Consider the following 19,031-nt stretch of genomic DNA (forward strand, 5'->3'; position numbering starts at 1 on the left):
TTCGATTATCCCCAGCACTATTTGACAGGCAACATGCTGACCCCGGACATCGTCGACGCACTGCTGGAGCCCATCGGCGAGGCATCGCCCTGCGGCGACGACCTCGAGTACGACCCCGAGTTCATCGCGCTGGAGACCTCGGCCCAGGGCAAACCCGAGCAGCAGTTCGGCGACACCATCATCCCCGCCGTCGAGCCCGAATGGCCGCAGGTGGCCGAGGCGGCCCAGGCACTGCTGCGGCGGACCAAGGACGTGCGCGTGGCCATGCACCTGCTGCGTGCCAGCACCCGGCTGCAGGGCCTGGAGGGCTTCCTGGCCGGCATGCGTCTGCTCGCCGGCCTGCTCGACAGCCAGTGGGACCACATCCATCCGATGCTGGATGCGGACGACGACAACGACCCCACCATGCGCCTGAATGCGCTCGCGCCGCTGGCCGACGATGCATTGGTGGTGCGCGACCTGTACGACGCCTGGGTGGGCACGGCGCGCAGCGTGGGCCGCATCCGGGTGCGCGACATCGCGATTGCACGCGGCGTCCTGGAGCCCCTGGGCGACGACGCCGGCTACTCCGCCTCGCAAGTGCAGGGCGGGCTCGAAGAGATCGTGCAATCGCAGCCCGAAGTGGCCGACCGCATGGCTGCCACCGGGCCCGCCGTCAACGGCCTGCGCCAGGTCCTGAACGAACGCAGCAGCCAGGGCGACGCCGTGGACCTGGCGCGCCTGAGGACCATCGGGCACATGCTGGGGCAGGCCGCACAGGGCCTGGCCGCGGGCGACGCGGCCGACCAGGGCGGCGACGCCGCACCGACCGGCGGCGAGGACGGCGGTGACGGCGCGGACAACGGCGGCCCGGGCCGCCCCGGCGCCGGTGCCCCCATCCGCGGCGAGATCCAGTCGCGCGCCGATGCCCTGCTGATGCTCGACAAGGTCATCGCCTACCTGCAGCGCACCGAGCCCGGCAACCCCGCACCGCTGCTCATCGAGCGCGCCAAGAAGCTCATCGGCGTGAGCTTCCTGGACATCATCGCCAACTTGGCGCCCGACGCCATGAGCACGATCGAGCACGTGACCGGCGCACGTGCCCCGAGCGACGACGACTGAGTCGCCGCCGGCCCCGCCACACGCTTCACCCCCCACTCCTTCAAGGAGCTTCCGCATGTCTTCCAAGAGCAGTCAGAAATTCATTGCCCGCAACCGCGCGCCGCGCGTGCAGATCGAGTACGACGTCGAGTTGTACGGCGCCGAGAAGAAGGTGCAGCTGCCCTTCGTGATGGGCGTGCTGGCCGACCTGTCGGGCAAGCCCGCCGACCCACTGGCGCCGGTGGCAGAGCGCAAGTTCCTGGAGTTCGACGTCGACAACTTCGACGCCCGCATGAAGGCCATGAAGCCGCGCACCGCCTTCGCGGTCGAGAACACGCTCACCGGCGAGGGCGAACTCAAGGTGGAGCTGACCTTCGAGAACATGGACGACTTCTCGCCCGGCGCCATCGCGCGCAAGGTCGACTCGCTCAACAAGCTGCTCGAAGCGCGCAACCAGCTGTCCAACCTGGTGACCTACATGGACGGCAAGGGCGGCGCCGAGGAACTGCTGGCCAAGGTGCTGGAAGACCCGGCCCTGCTGCAGTCGCTGGCCGCCGCCAAGAAGCCGGCCGAAGACAGCGCCGCCTGACACCCACCCGCCCAGGATCGAGGAGAACCCCATGGCAGAAGCACTTCAGCAGAATGCGCTGAAAGAGGTCGAGTACGCCGGCAGCGATTTCGCATCGCTGCTGCAGAAGGAATTCAAGCCCCGCAGCGACGAGGCCAAGAGCGCGGTCGAGACCGCCGTGCTCACGCTGGCGCAGCAGGCGCTGTCGAACACGGCGCTGATCGGCAAGGACGTCACGCAGTCGATCCAGGCCATGATTGCCGCCATCGACGCCAAGCTGACCGAGCAGGTCAACAAGATCATCCACCACCCGGACTACCAGAAGCTCGAGAGTGCATGGCGCGGCCTGCACTACATGGTCAACAACACCGAGACCGACGAGAACCTGAAGATCCGCGTGATGGACGTCTCCAAGCAGGACCTCGCCAAGACACTGAAGAAGTTCAAGGGCGCGGCCTGGGACCAGAGCCCGATGTTCAAGAAGGTCTACGAAGAGGAATACGGCCAGTTCGGCGGCGAGCCCTTCGGCGCCATCGTGGGCGACTACCACTTCGACCACACGCCGCCCGACGTCGAGCTGCTGGGCGAGATGGCCAAGATCGCGGCCGCCGCGCACGCGCCCTTCATCACCGGCGCCAACCCCAGCCTGATGCAGATGGGCAGCTGGCAGGAGCTGGCCAACCCGCGCGACCTGACCAAGATCTTCGGCACGCCCGAGTACGCCGGCTGGCGCACGCTGCGCGAATCGGACGACTCGCGCTACCTGGGCCTGTGCATGCCGCGCTTCCTGGCGCGCACGCCCTACGGCGCCAACAGCAATCCGGTCGAGGAATTCGACTTCGAGGAAGACACGGCCGGCGCCGACCACAACAAGTACGCCTGGGCCAACGCCGCCTATGCGATGGCCACCAACATCAACCGCTCGTACAAGGAATACGGCTGGGGCTCGCGCATCCGCGGCATCGAGTCGGGCGGCGCGGTGGAGAACCTGCCGCTGCACACCTTCCCGAGCGACGACGGCGGCGTGGACCAGAAGTGCCCCACCGAGATCGCCATCAGCGACCGCCGCGAGGCCGAGCTGTCCAAGGCCGGCCTGCTGTCGATGATCCACCGCAAGAACTCGGACTTCGCGGCCTTCATCGGCGCGCAGTCGCTGCACAAGCCGGCCGAGTACGACGACCCGGACGCCTCGGCCAATGCCAACCTGGCAGCCCGCCTGCCCTACCTCTTCGCCTGCAACCGCTTCGCGCACTACCTCAAGTGCATCGTGCGCGACAAGATCGGCGGCTTCAAGGAGAAGGCCGACATGGAGCGCTGGCTGAACAAGTGGATCACCAACTACGTGGACGGCGATCCCGCCACGTCATCGGAAGAGACCAAGGCCCGCAAGCCGCTGGCCGCCGCCGAGGTGATCGTGGAGGAGGTCGAGGGCAACCCGGGCTACTACACGTCCAAGTTCTTCCTGCGCCCGCACTACCAGCTCGAAGGCCTGACGGTGTCGCTGCGACTGGTGTCGAAGCTGCCCTCGGCCAAGGGTGGCGCCTGATCCAGGTCCCCACGGTGCGCGCAATCCCTTTTGAAAAGGCGCACCGCCTCTCGTTCTCCAGACAGCTTTCCGGCGCTTGTGCAGGAAAGCCCAATCACTTCCCACCCAACTGAAAGGTGCACATCATGGCAGTAGACATGTTCCTCAAGATCGAAGGCGCAGAGATCAAGGGCGAGTCGAGGGACGCAAAACACAAGGAGGAGCTCGACATCCTGGCCTGGAGCTGGGGCATGTCCCAGTCGGGCACGATGCACGGCGGCGGCGGCGGCGGCGCCGGCAAGGTCAACGTGCAGGATCTGAGCGTCACCAAGTACGTGGACGCGGCCTCGCATGCGCTGATCCTGGCCTGCTGCAAGGGCACCCACTACGACAAGATGACGCTGGTGGTGCGCAAGGCCGGCGACGATCCGCTGGAGTACATCAAGATCACCATGGAAGAAGTGATCATCAGCAGCGTGAGCACCGGCGGCAGCGGCGGCGAGGACCGCCTGACCGAGAACGTCGTCTTCAACTTCGCCAAGTTCAAGTTCGAGTACGACCCGCAGACGCAGAAGGGCGGCGGCAAGGGCGTGAAGACGGCCGCCTGGAACATTGCCGAGAACAAGGCCTTCGGCTGACGGACGCTGCGGACGACACCGCATCCCAAGCAAGACGCCGGCAGATGCCGGCGTCTTGCTTTGTGCCGCGAGGGCGGCCGACGCCACACGGGCGCCCGGGCCCTTCGCTGCTCAGCCGGGCATCAGCCGTGTCGCGTCGTCATGCCCGTCGGGCATCACCCACAAGGCGATGGCGGTGTAGTTGTCCTGACCGGGCTTGCCGCGCCCGACGATCTGGGCGTCGATCTGGTCCACCCATTGCCGCGGCGTGCGCGAGGCATGCAGGCAGGCGGCGAGGCCTTCGTCGCCCACCACCTCCCACACGCCGTCCGAGCACAGCAGCAGCGCATCGCCGGGCTCCAGGCGCATCCGGTCGGAGATGTCCACCTGCGGCGGTTCGGTGGCGGAGCCCAGCGCCGACAGCAGCACGTTGCGCTGCGGATGCAGGCGTGCGCCCTCGTCGTCGAGCATGCCGCCGGCCACCATCTGCTGCACCAGGCTGTGGTCCACGGTGCGCGCCACGACGGCGCCGCCACGGAACAGGTAGGCCCGGCTGTCGCCGCTGTGGGCCCACACCATGGCATGTTCCTCCAGGTCGATGGCCGCCATCACCAGCGTCGTGCGCATGGCGGCCAGCTTGCCGCCCTCGGCCTGGCGCGCGACGATGGCCTGGTTGGCCTGCGCGACCAGCTGGCGCAGCAGGCCCGGCGCCAGGCCGGGCTCGAGCGCGAAGCCACCCAGCAGGCTGGCCCGGGCCGTCGCCGCGGCCACGTCGCCCCCGCCATGGCCGCCCGCACCATCGGCCACCAGGCACAGCACATGGCGATCGTCGTACCAGTGGCCGTAGACGTCCTCGTTGTAGTCACGCCCGCCCTGGCGGGTCAGGGTGACGATCTCAATTTCCACGCGCGCTCCTCGTCGCAGTTGTCATCGTTGGGGTCTCCTGCCTCTCGGTGTCTCAGGTCGTGCCGCTGCCGGGCGGCTGCTTCAGCCGGGCCATCTGCGCTTCGTAGGCCTCCAGGAAGGCCTTGCCGAAGAGGCTGTGGAAGTCGTCCTCGGCCTCGGTGGCGATGGCGCCGTACAGCGCGGTGAACTGGTCCCACAGCTTGGCCTTGCGGTTGGCCGCGAACAGGCTGTCCAGCGCCGAGCGGGCGGCGATCTTCTTCTCGAGCTCTTCGGGGCCAAAGCGGGCGATGAGGGCGGCCAGCGCCGCGCGCAGGCCGACCATGACGCCGAACTGATGCGCGCGCAGGTCGTCGTAGGCATCGCGCATGGCGGCCTCGGCGGGCATGAAGCCGCGCAGCTGCGGGCCCAGCAGATGGCCGAGGGCGACCTCGACAGTGGGCGAGAACTTGAGGGGGTTGTTGGCCTGCGCCGCGATCATCGTGACCTCGGCACGCACCTCGCGCTTGAGCTCCTGGCGCGTCAGCAGCAGCTGCAGCGTGCCTTCGGTGGCGCTGCGCAGCATGACGCCGATGCGCTCCATCAGCGCGGGCGTGAGCTGCGCGGGCGGCTGGTGCATGCCGCCCAGGCCCCGCAGGAAGGCGGTCAGCAGTTCGCCCGAGTCTGTGCCGGTGCCTGCGTCGAAGGCGCCGGCCGTCGGCATGGCGGGCGACGGCGGCCCCTCCATGGCAGGCACCGGCGCGGCCGGCATCGCAGGCGCGGGCTGCGGCATGGCGACCGGGGCGCGCGCAGCGACCGCCGGCGCCACCGCAGGGGCCGGCGCAGGCGCTGGGGCAGGCGCCAGCAGATCGTCGAAGCCGCCGCCAGCGACCGCCGACGGACCGAAAGGCTCGTCGCCCAGCAGGTCCGCAAAGGGATCGGGCACTGCCGCCGATGCACCCGCGACGGGCAGTGTCGGCGCCGCCGCTCCCGGCGCAGGCGGCGACGGCGCGGCCACCGGCGCGGGCGGCCGCGGCACGGAGGCGCGACCGATGCGGATCGGCTCGCCGGCCGTGTCGTCGAAGGTGGCGCCACCGTCGGCCGGGCGCGCGGCAGGCGCGGGCGCGCTCGCCCGCGGCGGCGTGAAGCCGAACTGCCCGATGGGCGCGTGGTCGCTGCGAGGCGCCTGGCTTGCCGCGGGTCGCTGCTGCAGGGCCGCCAGGGGGTCGGACGCGGCTGCGGCGGTGTTGGGCTGCAAAAGCGGATCGGCCAATGGGGACAGGGCCAGCGGATCGGCGCCCGCCGGTGCGGGACCGAGGCCGAACAGATCGTCGATGCGCTGCGCGTTGGCCGTGGGATTGGAGGCCGCGGGCAGGCCCAAGTCCGAGAAGTCGTCGAGCGGCGCCGACGCGGCCGGCAGGCCGCCCAGCAGACCGCCGAAGGGATCGCCGGCCGATGCGGGGGCCGCACGGGGCGCCGCGCCCAGTGGATCGGCGAAGGCTGCTGGCAGCTCGCGCCCTCCCGCGGCCGAGGGCGCAGGCGCCGCCGGCGGACGGGCGGGCGCCGCCGCAGGCGCAAGCCCCGCCAGCAGATCGGCAAAGGGATCGTCGTCGGGCAAGGCCGGCTTCGGTGACGCCGGCGCACCGAAGTCGGTGGGCAGGTCCATCGCCGCGGCCTTCGGCGACGGGGCCGCCGCCAGCTGCTGCACGGCGAGTTCGAAGCTGCCGATCACCAGCCGCTCGCCCCCCATGAGCGCGACCTCGTTGCCCGCGCCCAGCGGCACGCCGTTGCACTGCATCGGATTGCTGCCGCGGTCCACGATCACGTACTGGTCGCCGCGGCACAGCACCTGCGCATGCACGCGCGAGACGGTGCGGTCCGGGTCGTCCAGCACCAGCGTGTTGGTGTCCGCGCGGCCGATGGTGCCGCCCTGGGGGCCGAAGCGGGCGGCCATGGGCCGCCCCATCGGGGCGCCTTGACGGCCGACGACGACGATTTCGATCATGAATGGGGCTCCCGCTGCGCGCGAAGGCGGCGAGGCCGCCGCTCGCCGATGTGCGGGCCAGTATTCATAGGGCCCGACGCCTTGGCAATCTCGCCGGAAGAGGTATGCCGTCGCCCGTGCGCAGGCCTTTGGAAAACGCACCGCCCGGATCGTCTAATCGGCGCATGCCGCCATTGCCTTCAAGGAGTCGAACCATGGGCCTCCTGACCCTCCTGTCCGCCTTGCTCGGCGCCTGCCAGGGCGGTGGCGGCGACCGTGAGCAACCCGGCGACACGCCGAACCCCGTGCTGGCCGACCTGCTGCAGAAGGCCATCGACGCCGAGATCGGCCGCATGAACCCCGTATGGGCGCCCGGCCTGCTGCCCCAGGCCCCGCAGCAGGCCCGCGCGTGGCTCGGCGAGATCGACGAAGTGGTGGCGCGCTGCCGCTACGGCCCAGGCAACCGCACCAAGAGCAACCTGCTCGAGTACGACGTGCGGCTGCGCTCCGGCGAACAGATCCAGGACGTGTACAGCGGGCTGCGGTGCCTCTACGGCACGGCGCGGCCGCTGGTGATGCGCGTGCGCTTCGAGGCGGGCCAGGTGCGCGAGGTGCTGACCGATGGGCGCGAGCGCGAGGCATCGACGACGGCGGCGTCCAACGAGCTGCGGCAGTTCGCCCACAGCGTGGTGCGCCTCGACTGGGACCGGCGCGAGTCGCTGTACTTCCCGCCGCCCAAGACGCCGCAGGACATCGCGCGCGAGTGGACGCCGCCGCCGCCGCGCTGAGGCTCTCAGGGCGCGAGCAGCAGCACCACCGGCTGGCTCGGCACCACGCGCACGCCCGGGCAGTTGGTGCTGTTCTGCAGCGACATGCTGGTCAGCCGGGAGGCCGGCATGCCCTGCAGCAGCACGGTGAACGCGCCGGTGAGGTGCCGGCTCGGCCCCATCACCGTGCCCGAGGCCACGCCCAGCAGCACGCCCGCGTTGTCGCCATTGGTCATGGGAATGGTGGTGCCCAGGTTGTGCGCCGGCCCGCCCATGATGAGGATGGTCGGGCAGTTGGGGATGGCCATCGGCCCCATGGCGATGTTGGGATACGGCACCGGGATCGGCGAGGGCACCGCGGGCGTGAGGCAGACGTCGGGGAAGCCCATGTCGGTTCCCATGACCTGGCAGTTGGCGAACATGCGGCGCTCCTCGATGGGGATGAAAGGCGTCAGCCGAAGTGGATCTGCGCGCCCCGCGCCTTCACCAGCTTCTCGCCATTGACCAGCGCGTGCTCGCCCGACAGCCGCAGGGTCTGCTCGGCCTCGCAGTTCAGGTGCGTGGCATGCACCTGGTCCAGCCCCTCGGTGCGGCGCAGGTAATGGCGGCTGTGGTGCTGCACACGCTCCATCACCGTCGACAGCACCGAGCCCACCAGCTTGAACACGCCGGCGCTCACGCGCAGCTGGCGTCCGACCACGTCGGCACCGTCCACCGCCACCTGGGCCTGCGGCGCGGTGATGGCCAGGTTGCGGCCGGCGCGCAGGTCCAGCGCTTCGGCCTGCAACGACAGCGTGCCGCCCTCCGCCTGCAGCAGGGCGTCCCCGGGCAGGCTGAGCAGATGGGGCGCGTCCGATTCGTCGCGCTGCAGCACGTTCATGACCCACCACTGTGCGGGCGCGACGCGCAGGCAGGCCACCGTGTCGCCGGGCCGCGGCGCCAGCAGGCAGCCCACCGCGCGCCGGGCCTGGACCTGCAGGCCACCACTGACCACCGCCAGCCCTTCGGCGCCGGATGCCGTGACCACGCCCACGCACCATTCGGCATCGATGGCCTTGGCCGCGCGAGAGGCCGTCGCGGTGGAAGGGCTGGGGGAAGAGGGACGCGCTGCCGCGCGGGGGCTCGGTGACATGGGGTTGCTCCTGGGATTCAGCCCGCGACGGGCTGCCATTGTTCGGCCTGGGCCAGATCGGGATCGGTCTCGAGCGCGCGTGCACGGTCGCTCATCTGCGCGCCTTCGGTGCGGGCACCATGCAGCACCGTGCGCATCAGGCCGGCGCCACGCAGGTCGGCCTGGGTCAGGTCCGCATGACGCAGGTCGGCATGGGCCAGCTCGGCGCCCCGCAGGTCGGCACCGGCGAGCGCGGCGCCGGCCAGGTGCACCTGGAACAGGTCGGCGCCGGCAAAGCACGCGCCCGGCAGCTGCGCGCCGGTGAACAGCGCCTGTCGCAGCTGCGCCTCCCGGAAATCCACCTGGCTGCCTTCGGCCTGGCAGAAGAGCGCATGGCTGCCCCGCACGCGCGCGAAGCGGGCCTGGTCCAGCCTGGCCTGCTGGAAGTTGCAGCCGGCGATCAGGGCTTCGCTGAAGTCCGCGCCACGCAGATCGGCCTGCAGGAACTGGCAGCCCTGCAGCGCCAGACCGCGGAAGTCCATGCCGGCCAGCACCGCCCCGACGAAGGCCACGCGCTCCAGGCGGGCACCGCGCCAGCTCATGTGCTGCATGCCGCACTGGTAGAGCGTCGTCTGGCGCCACACCGCCTCTTCGGCGGCCACATCCAGCAGACTGGTCTCGCTGAAGGTGGCGGCGTCCAGGTCGGCCCCGCGCAGCACGGCGTGGTCCAGGCGCGTCTTGCTCACCAGGGCCATCGACAGCTGGGCCTGGCCCAGCTGGGCATGCGGGGCCTGGCACTCGGTGAGCACCGCGCCGTGCAGCATCGCGGACCGCAGGTCCGCATGGTCCATCCGGCAGCGGTTGAACACCGCCTTGCGCAGCAGTGCGCCCGCCATCAGCACGCCGCGCAGGTCGCACTGGTCGAAGACGCATTCGCGCAGGTCCGCCTCGCGCAGGTCGGCCTCGCCGAACTGGCACCGGCTGAAGATGCCGCCGCCCAGGTCGGCCCGGCCGTAGGCACCCTTGCGCAGATCCAGTGCCTCGATCAGTTCGCCGACGGCCACGGCGGCAGACAGGCTGTGCAGGGACAGCGTCACGGCCGCCCCCCCTTCCGCGCCCGCCGAGGCGGCTGCGTGCGGCCCCGGCTCGGCCAGGTGCAGCGGCAAAGGAAGGCGCACCGGGTCATGCCGCCCCCTGCTGTTGCGGCGTCAGCCGGGGCCAGGTGCGTGCACGGGTGAGCAGTGCGCCCTCCAGCCGCACGTCGCCGTCGAGCCGCACGCGCGACAGGTCGGCGGCAAAGAGGTTGCTGCGGCGCAGATCGGCACCGCGCAGGTCGGCATGCTGGAGCACGGCGTCCTTGAGGTTGATGCCGGCCATCTGCGCACCCCGCAGCCGCGTGCGGCGCAGCAGTGCGCCCTGCGCGCTCGCCAGACGCAGGTCGGCACCGGTGAAGTCGGCCTCGCACAGGAAGGCCCCGTCCAGCCGCGACTGCGCAAAGCGCGCGCCCGCCAGGCCCATGCTGCCCAGGTTGGCACCGACCAGCCGCGCCTGGCTGAAATCGGCGCCGGCGGCATCGCATTGCTGTGCGAAGACCGCGCCATCGAGCAGCGCGCCGCCCAGGCGGGCACCGGCCAGCCGGCATCCCATGAAGGTGGCCTGCGACAGGCGGGCGCCGCGCAGATCCACGCCATCGAGCGCGCATTCGATGAAGGTCGCGGCCGTGAGGTCGGCCTCGGCCAGCACCAGGCCCTGCAGGTCGAGCTTGTGGAAGGTCTGGCCCGGCGCCACCGCACCGGTCCAGTCCACCCGGCCCCACTGGCTCTCGAACAGCATCGCGCCCGTCAGGGTGGCGCGGCGCCACTGCGTGTCGCCGAACCCGCAGTGCATCAGCGTGGCCTGTTCGAGCTGGGCCTCGTCGAAGACCGCGCCGGACAGCCGCGCCCGGCCCAGGTTGGCGCCCATCAGCCGGGTGCCGACGGCGACCACGCCCCGCAGGTCCGCATGCGCCAGCACGGCGGCCGTGAAGTCGGCACCGGAGATGTTGGCTTGCGAGAGGTTGGCACTCTCCAGCCAGGCGCCCGCGAAGTCGCAGCCACGCAGGTCCAGGCCCGACAGGTCGGCACCCGTCAGGTCCATCCGCGCGAACTGACGCAGGCCGACCGCCACGGCGCGCTCGATCTCGGCGCGCAGCGCGCGGGCGGGCGCAGGCGCCATGGGCGCGGCAGGCAGCTGGGCATGGGCCGACTGCAGGTAGCCCATGCGCTCGGCCGCCTCCTGCCGGACCAGGCCGGCGTGCATGCCTGGCCGGTCGAAGGCCCGGCCCTGGGCCAGCGCCGCCATCTCGGCCAGGCGCTCCTCGGCATTGAAGCGCGGCGGCCCGCGATGCGCCAGCGCGGGCAGGTCCAGCTTCTGGCGGGCGGCCATCTCCAGCGCCTTCTCGGCCTGCGTCAACACGTCGTCCAGCATGGCCCAGTGCTGACGCTGCGCCTCCTTCTGCTGACGCTCCAGGTAGGCCACCAGCTCGGCCGGCCGCGTCGGCGCACGGTCCACCGGCGGCATCCGCAGCCCCAGCGCGTCCGGGTCCTTGCCGAGGGCGCGGGCCTGCGCCCTCGCCAGGGTGACCTCGGACTCCGCGCGGCGACGCTGGGCGTCGGCCTGCAGCTGGTCGCCCGCGAAGGCCTGCCGGCGCAGCTCGGCGTCGGGGTCCAGGTCGTCCAGGCCCTCGGGCAGCAGGTCCGCGTCGTTGAGCGCCTGCAGGGCTCCCATGGCCGGGTCGGCCCGCTTGTCCAGCACGGCGGCATAGTGGGCATCGTCCCGCGGTGCGCCGACGCGCTCCACGGCACCCAGCAGACAGCGGATGTCGCTGCCATCGTCGGTGGCGATCTCGGCCAGTCCCTGGAACAGGGCGATGGCCCGCTCCGCGTGCGGAAAGAACCACAGCGTGGTCAGCCGCAGCGGCACCTCGCGCAGCCGGGTCTCGCCGCCCGCCAATGCGTAGTCGGCGAAGACGCGCGCCCGCAGCCCGGGCAGCCGGCCTTCCACGCGGGGCCGGGTGGGATGCAGGTGGTCGAAGGCGAAGGTCTCGTCGCCACGCAGCGGCTGCTCGAACCACTGGTCCGGCGGCGCCATGTTGAAGTGGCGCCAGTCCAGGTCGGGCGCGAAGCCGGGCGCATGCTCGCGCAGGTAGGACTCGTCATAGGTGCCGCGGTGCGCGGCGCGCCACGGGTGCAGGGGTTCGAGCGCGCCGAAGCCGGCCGGCGGCACGGCCTGGTCGGGCCGCTGCAGCCGCGCCGCGGGCGACTCGATGTTGGGCAGCCAGTGCACGCCGTCCACGGCCGTGCGGCCCCGGCCCGCAGGGTTGAGCGCGAAGTCGGCGCCGCCGTAGGCATGGGCCCAGTCCAGCGGCAGGGACTCGAAGGGCTGCGGGGCGGTGGGCCGATCGCCGTGCCAGTGCCGCTCGCCGAAGACCAGCAGCGTCTTCTGCAGCGGGCCCACCTGCGCCCGCACCGCGCAGGCGCCAGGGCGCGCGGGATCGGCATGGGCGCGCCCATGCACCAGGAACTCGGGCGTAAGCTTGGCGATGCCCTCGTCGATCAGGGGGACGGCCATCTCCTCGGCCAGGAAGGTCCACATCGACTGCTCGCCCCACAGGGTGCCGCCTTCGGCCTGGGCGAAGGGGATGTGCAGGCTGGCCGTGACGCACAGGCCGTAGCGGCGGCGGTACTCGATGGGCCGTGTGGACAGTCCCAGGGACATGGGCTTGTGGACCTGCATCGGTGCTCACTGCCCCCCGGGCGGCTGGTAGGGCTTGGGCATCTCGGGCATGGCCGGCAGGTCGGGCATGGGCGGCACGCCCGGCTTGGCCGGGCCGTCCAGGCCTGCACTGGCGGGGCCGGCCTCCTCGGCGCCGGTCACCGTGTCCCACACGGTCTTGGCCATGCCCACGTCGGAGTTGACGCTCTCGCCCGCCACGACCACGGCCAGCGCGCCGGGGTTGACGGCGGCTGCGCCGCCTTCGACCGCGCGCAACCGGGCCGTCGTCGCCATGCGGTTCAGGCGGCCGGACAGATCGGTGAGGCCCTGGGCCTTCGCCTCCTTGGCGGCGTCCTCCAGCGCCTTGGCCGCATCCACGTACTGCTTGATCGTGGCGGCCACGTCGAACGCACCGCGGATGACCGCGCCAACCCCCATCGCGGCCGCCACGATGGCGCCGGCCTGCGACGCGGCTGCGGCGGCTGCCGCGCTCGGCGCGCCCGCCTGCAGGATCTTCATGGGAGAGATGTCCACCCACAGGGCCTCGGTGGTGAGGTTGGGCCCGGCGCTGTTCGCGAGCTTCACTGCGAGCACGTTCTCCATCTGGATGCCCGCGAAGTTCGAGATGCTCATCGCCAGCGCGTTCTCCATGCTCATGCCCATGAAGGTGGAGCGCGCGATGCCGATGTTGGCCTCGCTGTTGGTGCCGATGTAGCCGCTGGAGTTGGCGCCCAGCACCGTGGTGTTGGAGCCCACCGAGGTCGCGTCGATGTTGGCCACCGCCATCGTCGTCACGTTCGAGTTGCTGACGATCTTGACCTCGTTGGCCATGATGGCGTGCTTGCCATTGGTCACGTCGTTGTGGTCGCCGCCGGACTGGATCTTGGTGTTGCCGTTGGTGATGAAGGCCGTGTCCGAGCCCACCGACACCGTGTGGAAGCCGGCGATGCCCACGTCCATGTTGGCGCCGATGGCCGTCTTCTGGAAGCCGCCGATGGCCACGTCCTGGTTGGCCGTGACGATCAGGCCCTGCATGCCCTTGACCGAGGTCTTCTGGCCGGCGTGGTAGATGTTCTCCTGGAAGCCCGCCACCTGCGTGAGCTGCCCGCCGCCGCCGATGGTGTTGACCTGGCGCTGGCCGACGGTGTTCTCCTGCTTCTCGACCACCACCGTGGTCTCGTTGCGGCCGACCTTCGACGTGCGATCTCGGTCCACCGTCTCGCTCTGGTCGCGGCCCACGCTCACCGAATCGTCCACCTCCACCGAGGTCGACATGTTCCGCTCGGCATGGATGTTCACCAGCTCGGCGCCCTTCTTGTCCTCGAACATGATCTCGTTGTAGTTCGAGGGGCCGCCGCCAGGCGTGGAGCGCGTCTTGAAGCCGCTCTGCGTGGCGCTGGGATAGGGAATGGGCTGGTCGTCGTTGTAGACGCGGCCCATGATCAGCGGCCGGTCCGGGTCGCCATTGAGGAAGTCGACCACCACCTCCTGCCCGATGCGCGGCGCGAAGTAGCCGCCCCAGCCCTTGCCGGCCCAGGGCTGCGACACGCGGATCCAGCAGGTGGACTTCTCGTTGCTCTCGTCGTAGCGGTCCCAGTGGAAGTGCACCTTGACGCGGCCGAAGGCGTCCACGTCGTGCTCCTTGCCCTGCGCGCCCACCACGATGGCCGACTGCGGCCCGGGCATGCGCACGCGCGGCGTGAGCCGCGGCGGCTTGAAGGTGGTCTCCGCGGGCAGGGCCGTGAGCAGGAACAGGCCCGCCCCACGCCGGCCGGTGTGCAGCAGCGGCTCCTCGGCCACCAGCCGGCCCAGCGCGTCCAGCACCTGGGCGTTGACGGCGTCGTCGGCCAGCAGTGCCATCAGCAGGCGCCCCGCCGCCTCCTCGCGCGGCTCGGCGTCCATGCCTTCGTAGCCCGGGTGCATCAGCACCATCGTGCAGCCGGCGATCAGGTAGGCGCCGTCGCGCGTGCCGTCCGGGTCGCCGCTGAAGTCGAAGCAGCGGCCCACGGCCACGTCGGGCCAGGCCGTCAGCGCCCAGTGCTGCCGCCGCTCGGAGACCATCTGGTCGATGCGCGCGCCCAGCTTGAGGTTGAGCGCGCCGTTCTCGAAGTAGCCGCCCGGAAACTCGAACACCTCCAGGTCGCTCAGTTCATGCTCGCCCGAGGCGTCGGCGTCGGACTTGAGTACGGTGCGGATCTTCTTGAAGTCGCTGTCGCGCGAGGCATAGCGGCCGCTGCCGAGCGACTGCGCATCGCACCAGCGCAGGATCTCGTCGAACCGCTCCTCGCCACCGCCGGTGGCCATCGGCAGCTCGTGCACCACCGGCAGCTTGTCGTGCGCCGTGCCGGCGCCGTCGGCCAGCAGCATGGTGCCCGGCGCGTCGTGCGCATCGAACCAGTAGTAGATGCCCTCGTCCTCGAGCAGGCGCGAGACGAAGTCGTAGTCGCTCTCCTCGAACTGCACGCAGTAGGTGCGCGGCTTGTGCTCGCCCACCACGCCGCTGGGCTTGGTCTTCTTGAAGCGCTTGATGGCGCTGTCCTCGAAGGTCGCGTCCATCACCTCCAGCACGCTCTTGTCCTGGTGGATGCGGGCGTTGGTCCGCTTGGTCAGCAGCCAGAACCAGGAGCGCAGGGTGATGCGGTACTCGAAGTAGCGCCCCACCGCGCCCAGGCGCGCGAAGCGCACCGCATGGCCCTGGCAATGCCGCTCGTGCGTGTTGCCACCCGGGTCCAGGAACTCCACCACCACGTCGAAGGCATGGCCCAGCACATCGCGCGCGTCCAGGTCGTTGGCCTTGGAGAGCACCGACAGCTCGTAGGCGGCCGGGCGGCTCAGGCCCTCGTGCCCGACGATGCCCCAGAACATGAGCTCGCCGTTGACGGGCGATTCGCTTTCGATGCGGAATTCCTGTGTGGCCATGGTGGCGATGTCGGGTGGGTCAACGACGGCGGGCGGCGACGAGCCAGCCCTGCACGGGCCGGGCGTTCTCGTTGCGCAGATGCACGGAATCGAAGGCCACGGGCTCCAGGCCGGCGGCCTCCAGGTCGGCACGCACCGCTGCGCCGTCGTGGCTGTAGCGGCCGTGGGGGTTGAGGATGAAGCCGTCGGACGAGAGAGGCTGCCCGTGCAGATCGGGATCGACAGCCTCCAGCGTGAAGATGAGCCAGCCGCCCGGCCGCAGCACGTCGTGCGCCGCCGTGAAGACAGGCGCCAGTCGGCCGAAATAGCACAGCGTGTCGGCCGAGACGATCAGGTCGCGGCTGGCCGCTTCGCTCTGCTGCAGGAAGGCGGTGAGTTCGGCCTTGACAAGGCGGTGGTAGACCTGCCTGGGCTCGGCCTTGGCCAGCATGCCGGCCGACAGGTCCACGCCCTCCAGATGGCGAGCAAAGGGTGCAAGCAACGGCCCGCACAGGCCGGTGCCGCAGCCCGCGTCGAGGATGTCCAGGGACGCACGGGGCTCGCCCAGGCAGGACGCGACCTGGCCGGCCACCAGCTCCGGGGCGCGGTAGTGCAGCATGGCCAGCTTGGCGTCGAAGCTGTTGGCAAAGCCGTCAAACACCGACTCGACGTAGCCGTCGGCCGCACGCTCGGGCACGAGGGTGCCCGTGCACGCCGCCAGGTGATGGGCGGCCTCGGGGTTGTCGGGCTCGTCCTTGAGCCAACCCTGGTACACCTCGGCCGCCTCGGCCAGCCGACCCACGCTGAAGAAGGCCATGCCCAGAAGACGCTTGGCCTTGGCATGGCGGGGCGAGCGCAGCAACGCCTCGCAGAACATCCGCAGGCTTTCCTCGTGGCGATCCAGCGCCAGCAGCAGGCTTGCGCAGTTGGTGCGGGCATCGACGGAGTCCGGGGCCAGCGCGATCGACTGCCGATAGGCCTGTTCGGCTTCGTCCAGCCGGCCCTGCTCCCGCCGCAGCACGCCCAGGTTGTTGTGGAAGGCCGCGCGCTCCGGCGCGAGTGCCAGGGCGCGCTCGTAGGCCTGCGCCGCCTTGTCCAGCCGCCCCGCTTCGAGCAGCACGTTGCCAAGGTTGCTGTGCCAGTCGGCGACCGTCGGATCCGCGGCGATGGCGCGTTCCATCAAGGCCAGTGCTTCGTCGGAGCGGCCTCTCTGATGCAGGAGCATGCCCAGGAAGTGCAGGGCATTGGCGTCGCCCTCGCCGCCGTCGATCAACGCCCTGTAGATGCGTTCGGCCGCGTCCAGCCGGCCTTCGCGGTGCATGCCGATGGCCAGATGCAGGGCCTGGGTCATGTCGACCTCCAGGGTCCCCCCCTGACCCGCCACCGCAGCCGCGGCCGCGATGGAAGTCTGCCCGCCAGGGCGAACCGGCCGGACGTCGGAGAGTGCCCTGCGGCGGCTGCCGGGCATGCCTTGAGGGCGGTTCATGGCTGTGCGGCCGGGACGCGAGCCGCCCACTCGGGCGAAGCGGGGATCGAATCAGAAGTCATCGTCGTCTTCGTCGTCGTAACCCATCGCCGCCCGCCGCTGCCCCATGGCCTGCGCCATCTTCTGGTTGGCATGCAGCGACTTCTGATTGCCCGTCCAGGCCCTGTTCGCCGGGTTGAGGCCCGCCTGTTGGGGGTCGACCAGGCCCGTCTTCATCTGGATGTTCTGGTAGTCGGGCCGGATGGCAAGTCCGCCCCATTCGACACGGATGCGGTTCTCGCTGAACTTCATGTTGCCGAAGGGCGGCAGACCCACGGTCATCGCTTCCTCCTCCCATCCGTACTTGAACAGCACGCGCCCCGAGACGACACGCCAGGCATGCACGAGTTCATGGCCCAGCCCGATGGCGGGGGGACGATGTGCCCAGGTGTGGGATGACGGGAGATATTTCTTGTGCTCGGCGCTGAGGTTGTCGCGCCTGTGGTTGAAGGTCACGCGGCAGGACTCCCCCGTCCCGGGTGTCAGGAAGTCGTACAGGTACACCCTGAGCTTTGCATCGACGTGGGCGGGGATGGCCGTGCGTCCCGAGGCCATCGCCTCCAGGTCCTTCAGGCCGATGCCCACCAGCTTGGAGACGCCGTCCATGCTGAGGAACCGGGGCACGGGCTTGCCGATACCGAAGAATTTCTTGAGCCCCGAGCGTTTGCTCATGTCGGCGCAGGCGCGACCCAGCACCACCGCCAACTCGGTTTCACCCTTCGCGTGCAGGGTGCCCAGTTCGACGAACATGTCGACGCCCGGCGTCGCGCTGTCGCCGCCTTGGCTGTTGCCGGTGTCCTTGTCCCAGCCCCGGTAGATGTCCACCCGATGGCCACTCGCGTCGATGGCCTGGATCAGCTCGTTGCCGGTCTTCGTCCTGCGCAGATCGTCCAGGGCGGTCTTCGTCGCATCGATGAACTCGGTGGCCTTGGCGAGCGGCAGCGTTTCGACGCCGTGGCCGATTCGCTTGTTCTGGATGCGAATGCCACTGCTGTAGTGAACGGACATGGGTACTCCTTTGCGTTCAGGCGAAGTGATACGAGAAGCCGCCGTCCGACACGCCCACCCTCACGCCCTCGATCGGCTTGCCTTCCATCATTCGCGTGAGGAACTCGCGGCTGATGTCCGGCAGCATGGTGTTGGTGAGGATGGCGTCGATCATCCGGCCGCCCGATTCGCTCTCGGTGCAGCGGCTGACGACCAGCTTGACGACGTCGTCGCCCACTTCGAACGGGATCTTGTAGCGGGCCTCGACGCGCTTCTTGATGCGGCCCAGCTGCAGCCGCACGATGCTGCCCAGCATCTCGTCCGACAGCGGGTAGTAGGGAATGGTCACCAGCCGGCCCAGCAGCGCGGGCGGGAAGACCTTGAGCAGCGGCTCGCGCAGGGCCTTGGCCATCGACTCGGGATCGGGCATCAGCTCGGGGTCGCGGCACATGCTGGCGATCAGGTCGGTGCCGGCATTGGTGGTGAGCAGGATCAGCGTGTTCTTGAAGTCGATGGTGCGGCCTTCGCCGTCTTCCATGAAGCCCTTGTCGAAGACCTGGAAGAAGAGCTCGTGCACGTCGCTGTGCGCCTTCTCCACCTCGTCCAGCAGCACCACGCTGTAGGGCTTGCGGCGCACGGCCTCGGTCAGCACGCCGCCTTCGCCGTAGCCCACGTAGCCAGGGGGCGCGCCCTTGAGCGAACTGACGGTGTGCGCCTCCTGGTACTCGCTCATGTTGATGACGATGAGGTTCTGCTCGCCGCCGTACAGTGCCTCGGCCAGGGCCAGGGCGGTCTCGGTCTTGCCCACGCCCGAGGTGCCGGCCAGCATGAACACGCCGATGGGCTTGCTGGGGTTGTCCAGGCCCGCGCGGCTGGTCTGGATGCGCTTGGCGATCATCTCCATCGCATGGTCCTGGCCGATCACGCGCTGGCCCAGCAGCACGGGCAGCTTGAGCACGGTGTCGATCTCGTTGCGCTGCATGCGGCCGACCGGAATGCCCGTCCAGTCGCCCACCACGGCGGCGACGGCCTGGTAGTCCACCGTGGGCAGGATCAGCGGCGACTCGCCCTGCAGCGTCGTGAGTTCGGCCTGCAGCGCACGCAGTCGCACCAGCATGGCCTCGCGGTCGTCGCCCACTGCCCCAGCGGCGGCGGAGTCTTCGCTCCCTCCCCCGCTGGGGGAGGGTTGGGGTGGGGGCGCGCCCTCGGCGGAGGCCGCCGGGGGGGGGGGGGGGGGGGGGCGCCGCCCCCCGGGGGGGGGCCGGGGGGGGGGGGGGGGGCAGCGGGGGGCCAAGGGCCGGGCGAGCCGAGGCCGACCGGCCCACCCGCCCACC

At 70.5% G+C, this 19,031-nt stretch carries 15 protein-coding genes; 5 read left to right on the forward strand and 10 right to left on the reverse strand.

The annotated features are described in order from the left end of the window. The first annotated feature begins 33 nt into the window (after positions 1–33). From tssA to ACT54X_RS23715, 4 genes are all read left to right on the forward strand, one after another. A complete protein-coding gene (tssA, locus tag ACT54X_RS23700; protein WP_354322322.1) occupies positions 34–1,101 on the forward strand; it encodes a type VI secretion system protein TssA in 1,068 nt (355 codons plus the stop codon). Positions 1,102–1,156: 55 nt separating this feature from the next. After that, positions 1,157–1,669: a type VI secretion system contractile sheath small subunit gene (tssB, locus tag ACT54X_RS23705; RefSeq protein ID WP_017759093.1), complete on the forward strand. Its 513-nt coding sequence runs from the start codon at positions 1,157–1,159 to the stop codon at positions 1,667–1,669. A 31-nt stretch (positions 1,670–1,700) separates the two neighbouring features. Beyond that, positions 1,701–3,194: a type VI secretion system contractile sheath large subunit gene (gene tssC, locus ACT54X_RS23710; protein WP_294377707.1), complete on the forward strand. Its 1,494-nt coding sequence runs from the start codon at positions 1,701–1,703 to the stop codon at positions 3,192–3,194. Positions 3,195–3,319: 125 nt separating this feature from the next. Next, a complete protein-coding gene (locus ACT54X_RS23715) occupies positions 3,320–3,811 on the forward strand; it encodes an Hcp family type VI secretion system effector (protein ID WP_294377709.1) in 492 nt (163 codons plus the stop codon). 111 nt (positions 3,812–3,922) lie between these two features. Here ACT54X_RS23715 and ACT54X_RS23720 read toward each other — a convergent pair whose 3' ends face one another. Together ACT54X_RS23720 and tagH are read right to left on the reverse strand one after the other, a co-directional pair. Next, positions 3,923–4,696 carry a PP2C family protein-serine/threonine phosphatase gene (locus ACT54X_RS23720; RefSeq protein WP_294377712.1) on the reverse strand — a complete coding sequence of 258 codons (774 nt, stop codon included), beginning with the start codon at positions 4,694–4,696 and terminating at the stop codon, positions 3,923–3,925. A gap of 52 nt (positions 4,697–4,748) precedes the next feature. After that, the gene (tagH, locus tag ACT54X_RS23725; protein WP_476348958.1) at positions 4,749–6,677 is read right to left on the reverse strand and encodes a type VI secretion system-associated FHA domain protein TagH; all 1,929 of its coding nucleotides are present in this window, start codon (positions 6,675–6,677) and stop codon (positions 4,749–4,751) included. Positions 6,678–6,871: 194 nt separating this feature from the next. On the opposite strand from tagH, the gene ACT54X_RS23730 reads away from it, so the two are divergent. Continuing rightward, on the forward strand, positions 6,872–7,444 hold the full coding sequence (locus tag ACT54X_RS23730; RefSeq protein WP_354322321.1) for a hypothetical protein: 573 nt from the start codon (positions 6,872–6,874) through the stop codon (positions 7,442–7,444). A 5-nt stretch (positions 7,445–7,449) separates the two neighbouring features. Here the strand turns inward: ACT54X_RS23730 and ACT54X_RS23735 are convergent, their stop codons facing one another. The 8 genes from ACT54X_RS23735 to ACT54X_RS23770 all read right to left on the reverse strand — a co-directional run. Next, positions 7,450–7,845 (reverse strand): DUF4150 domain-containing protein, encoded by a 396-nt coding sequence (locus ACT54X_RS23735; RefSeq protein ID WP_114802058.1) that lies wholly within the window; start codon positions 7,843–7,845, stop codon positions 7,450–7,452. 29 nt (positions 7,846–7,874) lie between these two features. Next, positions 7,875–8,555 (reverse strand): DUF3540 domain-containing protein, encoded by a 681-nt coding sequence (locus ACT54X_RS23740; protein WP_476348961.1) that lies wholly within the window; start codon positions 8,553–8,555, stop codon positions 7,875–7,877. Between the two features lie 17 nt (positions 8,556–8,572). After that, positions 8,573–9,631 (reverse strand): pentapeptide repeat-containing protein, encoded by a 1,059-nt coding sequence (locus ACT54X_RS23745; RefSeq protein ID WP_354322319.1) that lies wholly within the window; start codon positions 9,629–9,631, stop codon positions 8,573–8,575. A gap of 85 nt (positions 9,632–9,716) precedes the next feature. Beyond that, the gene (locus ACT54X_RS23750) at positions 9,717–12,290 is read right to left on the reverse strand and encodes a DUF2169 family type VI secretion system accessory protein (protein ID WP_476348963.1); all 2,574 of its coding nucleotides are present in this window, start codon (positions 12,288–12,290) and stop codon (positions 9,717–9,719) included. Positions 12,291–12,314: 24 nt separating this feature from the next. Next, positions 12,315–15,206, reverse strand: a complete 2,892-nt coding sequence (locus tag ACT54X_RS23755; RefSeq protein ID WP_294377728.1) for a type VI secretion system tip protein TssI/VgrG — start codon at positions 15,204–15,206, stop codon at positions 12,315–12,317. A 19-nt stretch (positions 15,207–15,225) separates the two neighbouring features. Continuing rightward, complete coding sequence (locus tag ACT54X_RS23760) at positions 15,226–16,536, reverse strand: tetratricopeptide repeat protein (RefSeq protein ID WP_294377730.1); 1,311 nt, start codon at positions 16,534–16,536, stop codon at positions 15,226–15,228. A 186-nt stretch (positions 16,537–16,722) separates the two neighbouring features. Then, positions 16,723–17,718 carry a type III secretion system effector protein gene (locus tag ACT54X_RS23765; protein ID WP_294377733.1) on the reverse strand — a complete coding sequence of 332 codons (996 nt, stop codon included), beginning with the start codon at positions 17,716–17,718 and terminating at the stop codon, positions 16,723–16,725. Between the two features lie 16 nt (positions 17,719–17,734). Next, positions 17,735–19,031: AAA family ATPase (locus ACT54X_RS23770; protein WP_476348966.1), on the reverse strand; the 1,297-nt coding region annotated here is incomplete at its 5' end.

This window comes from Pseudacidovorax sp. DMC4, assembly GCF_056314265.1.

Excerpts from the sequence above, each read along its gene's own strand:
- tssA (WP_354322322.1), top strand. The coding sequence starts at position 34 with ATGCTGACCCCGGACATCGTCGACGCACTGCTGGAGCCCATCGGCGAG.
- tssB (WP_017759093.1), top strand. The coding sequence starts at position 1,157 with ATGTCTTCCAAGAGCAGTCAGAAATTCATTGCCCGCAACCGCGCGCCG.
- tssC (WP_294377707.1), top strand. The coding sequence starts at position 1,701 with ATGGCAGAAGCACTTCAGCAGAATGCGCTGAAAGAGGTCGAGTACGCC.
- ACT54X_RS23715 (WP_294377709.1), top strand. The coding sequence starts at position 3,320 with ATGGCAGTAGACATGTTCCTCAAGATCGAAGGCGCAGAGATCAAGGGC.
- tagH (WP_476348958.1), bottom strand. The coding sequence starts at position 6,677 with ATGATCGAAATCGTCGTCGTCGGCCGTCAAGGCGCCCCGATGGGGCGG.
- ACT54X_RS23730 (WP_354322321.1), top strand. The coding sequence starts at position 6,872 with ATGGGCCTCCTGACCCTCCTGTCCGCCTTGCTCGGCGCCTGCCAGGGC.
- ACT54X_RS23735 (WP_114802058.1), bottom strand. The coding sequence starts at position 7,845 with ATGTTCGCCAACTGCCAGGTCATGGGAACCGACATGGGCTTCCCCGAC.
- ACT54X_RS23740 (WP_476348961.1), bottom strand. The coding sequence starts at position 8,555 with ATGTCACCGAGCCCCCGCGCGGCAGCGCGTCCCTCTTCCCCCAGCCCT.
- ACT54X_RS23750 (WP_476348963.1), bottom strand. The coding sequence starts at position 12,290 with ATGTCCCTGGGACTGTCCACACGGCCCATCGAGTACCGCCGCCGCTAC.
- ACT54X_RS23755 (WP_294377728.1), bottom strand. The coding sequence starts at position 15,206 with ATGGCCACACAGGAATTCCGCATCGAAAGCGAATCGCCCGTCAACGGC.
- ACT54X_RS23760 (WP_294377730.1), bottom strand. The coding sequence starts at position 16,536 with ATGACCCAGGCCCTGCATCTGGCCATCGGCATGCACCGCGAAGGCCGG.
- ACT54X_RS23765 (WP_294377733.1), bottom strand. The coding sequence starts at position 17,718 with ATGTCCGTTCACTACAGCAGTGGCATTCGCATCCAGAACAAGCGAATC.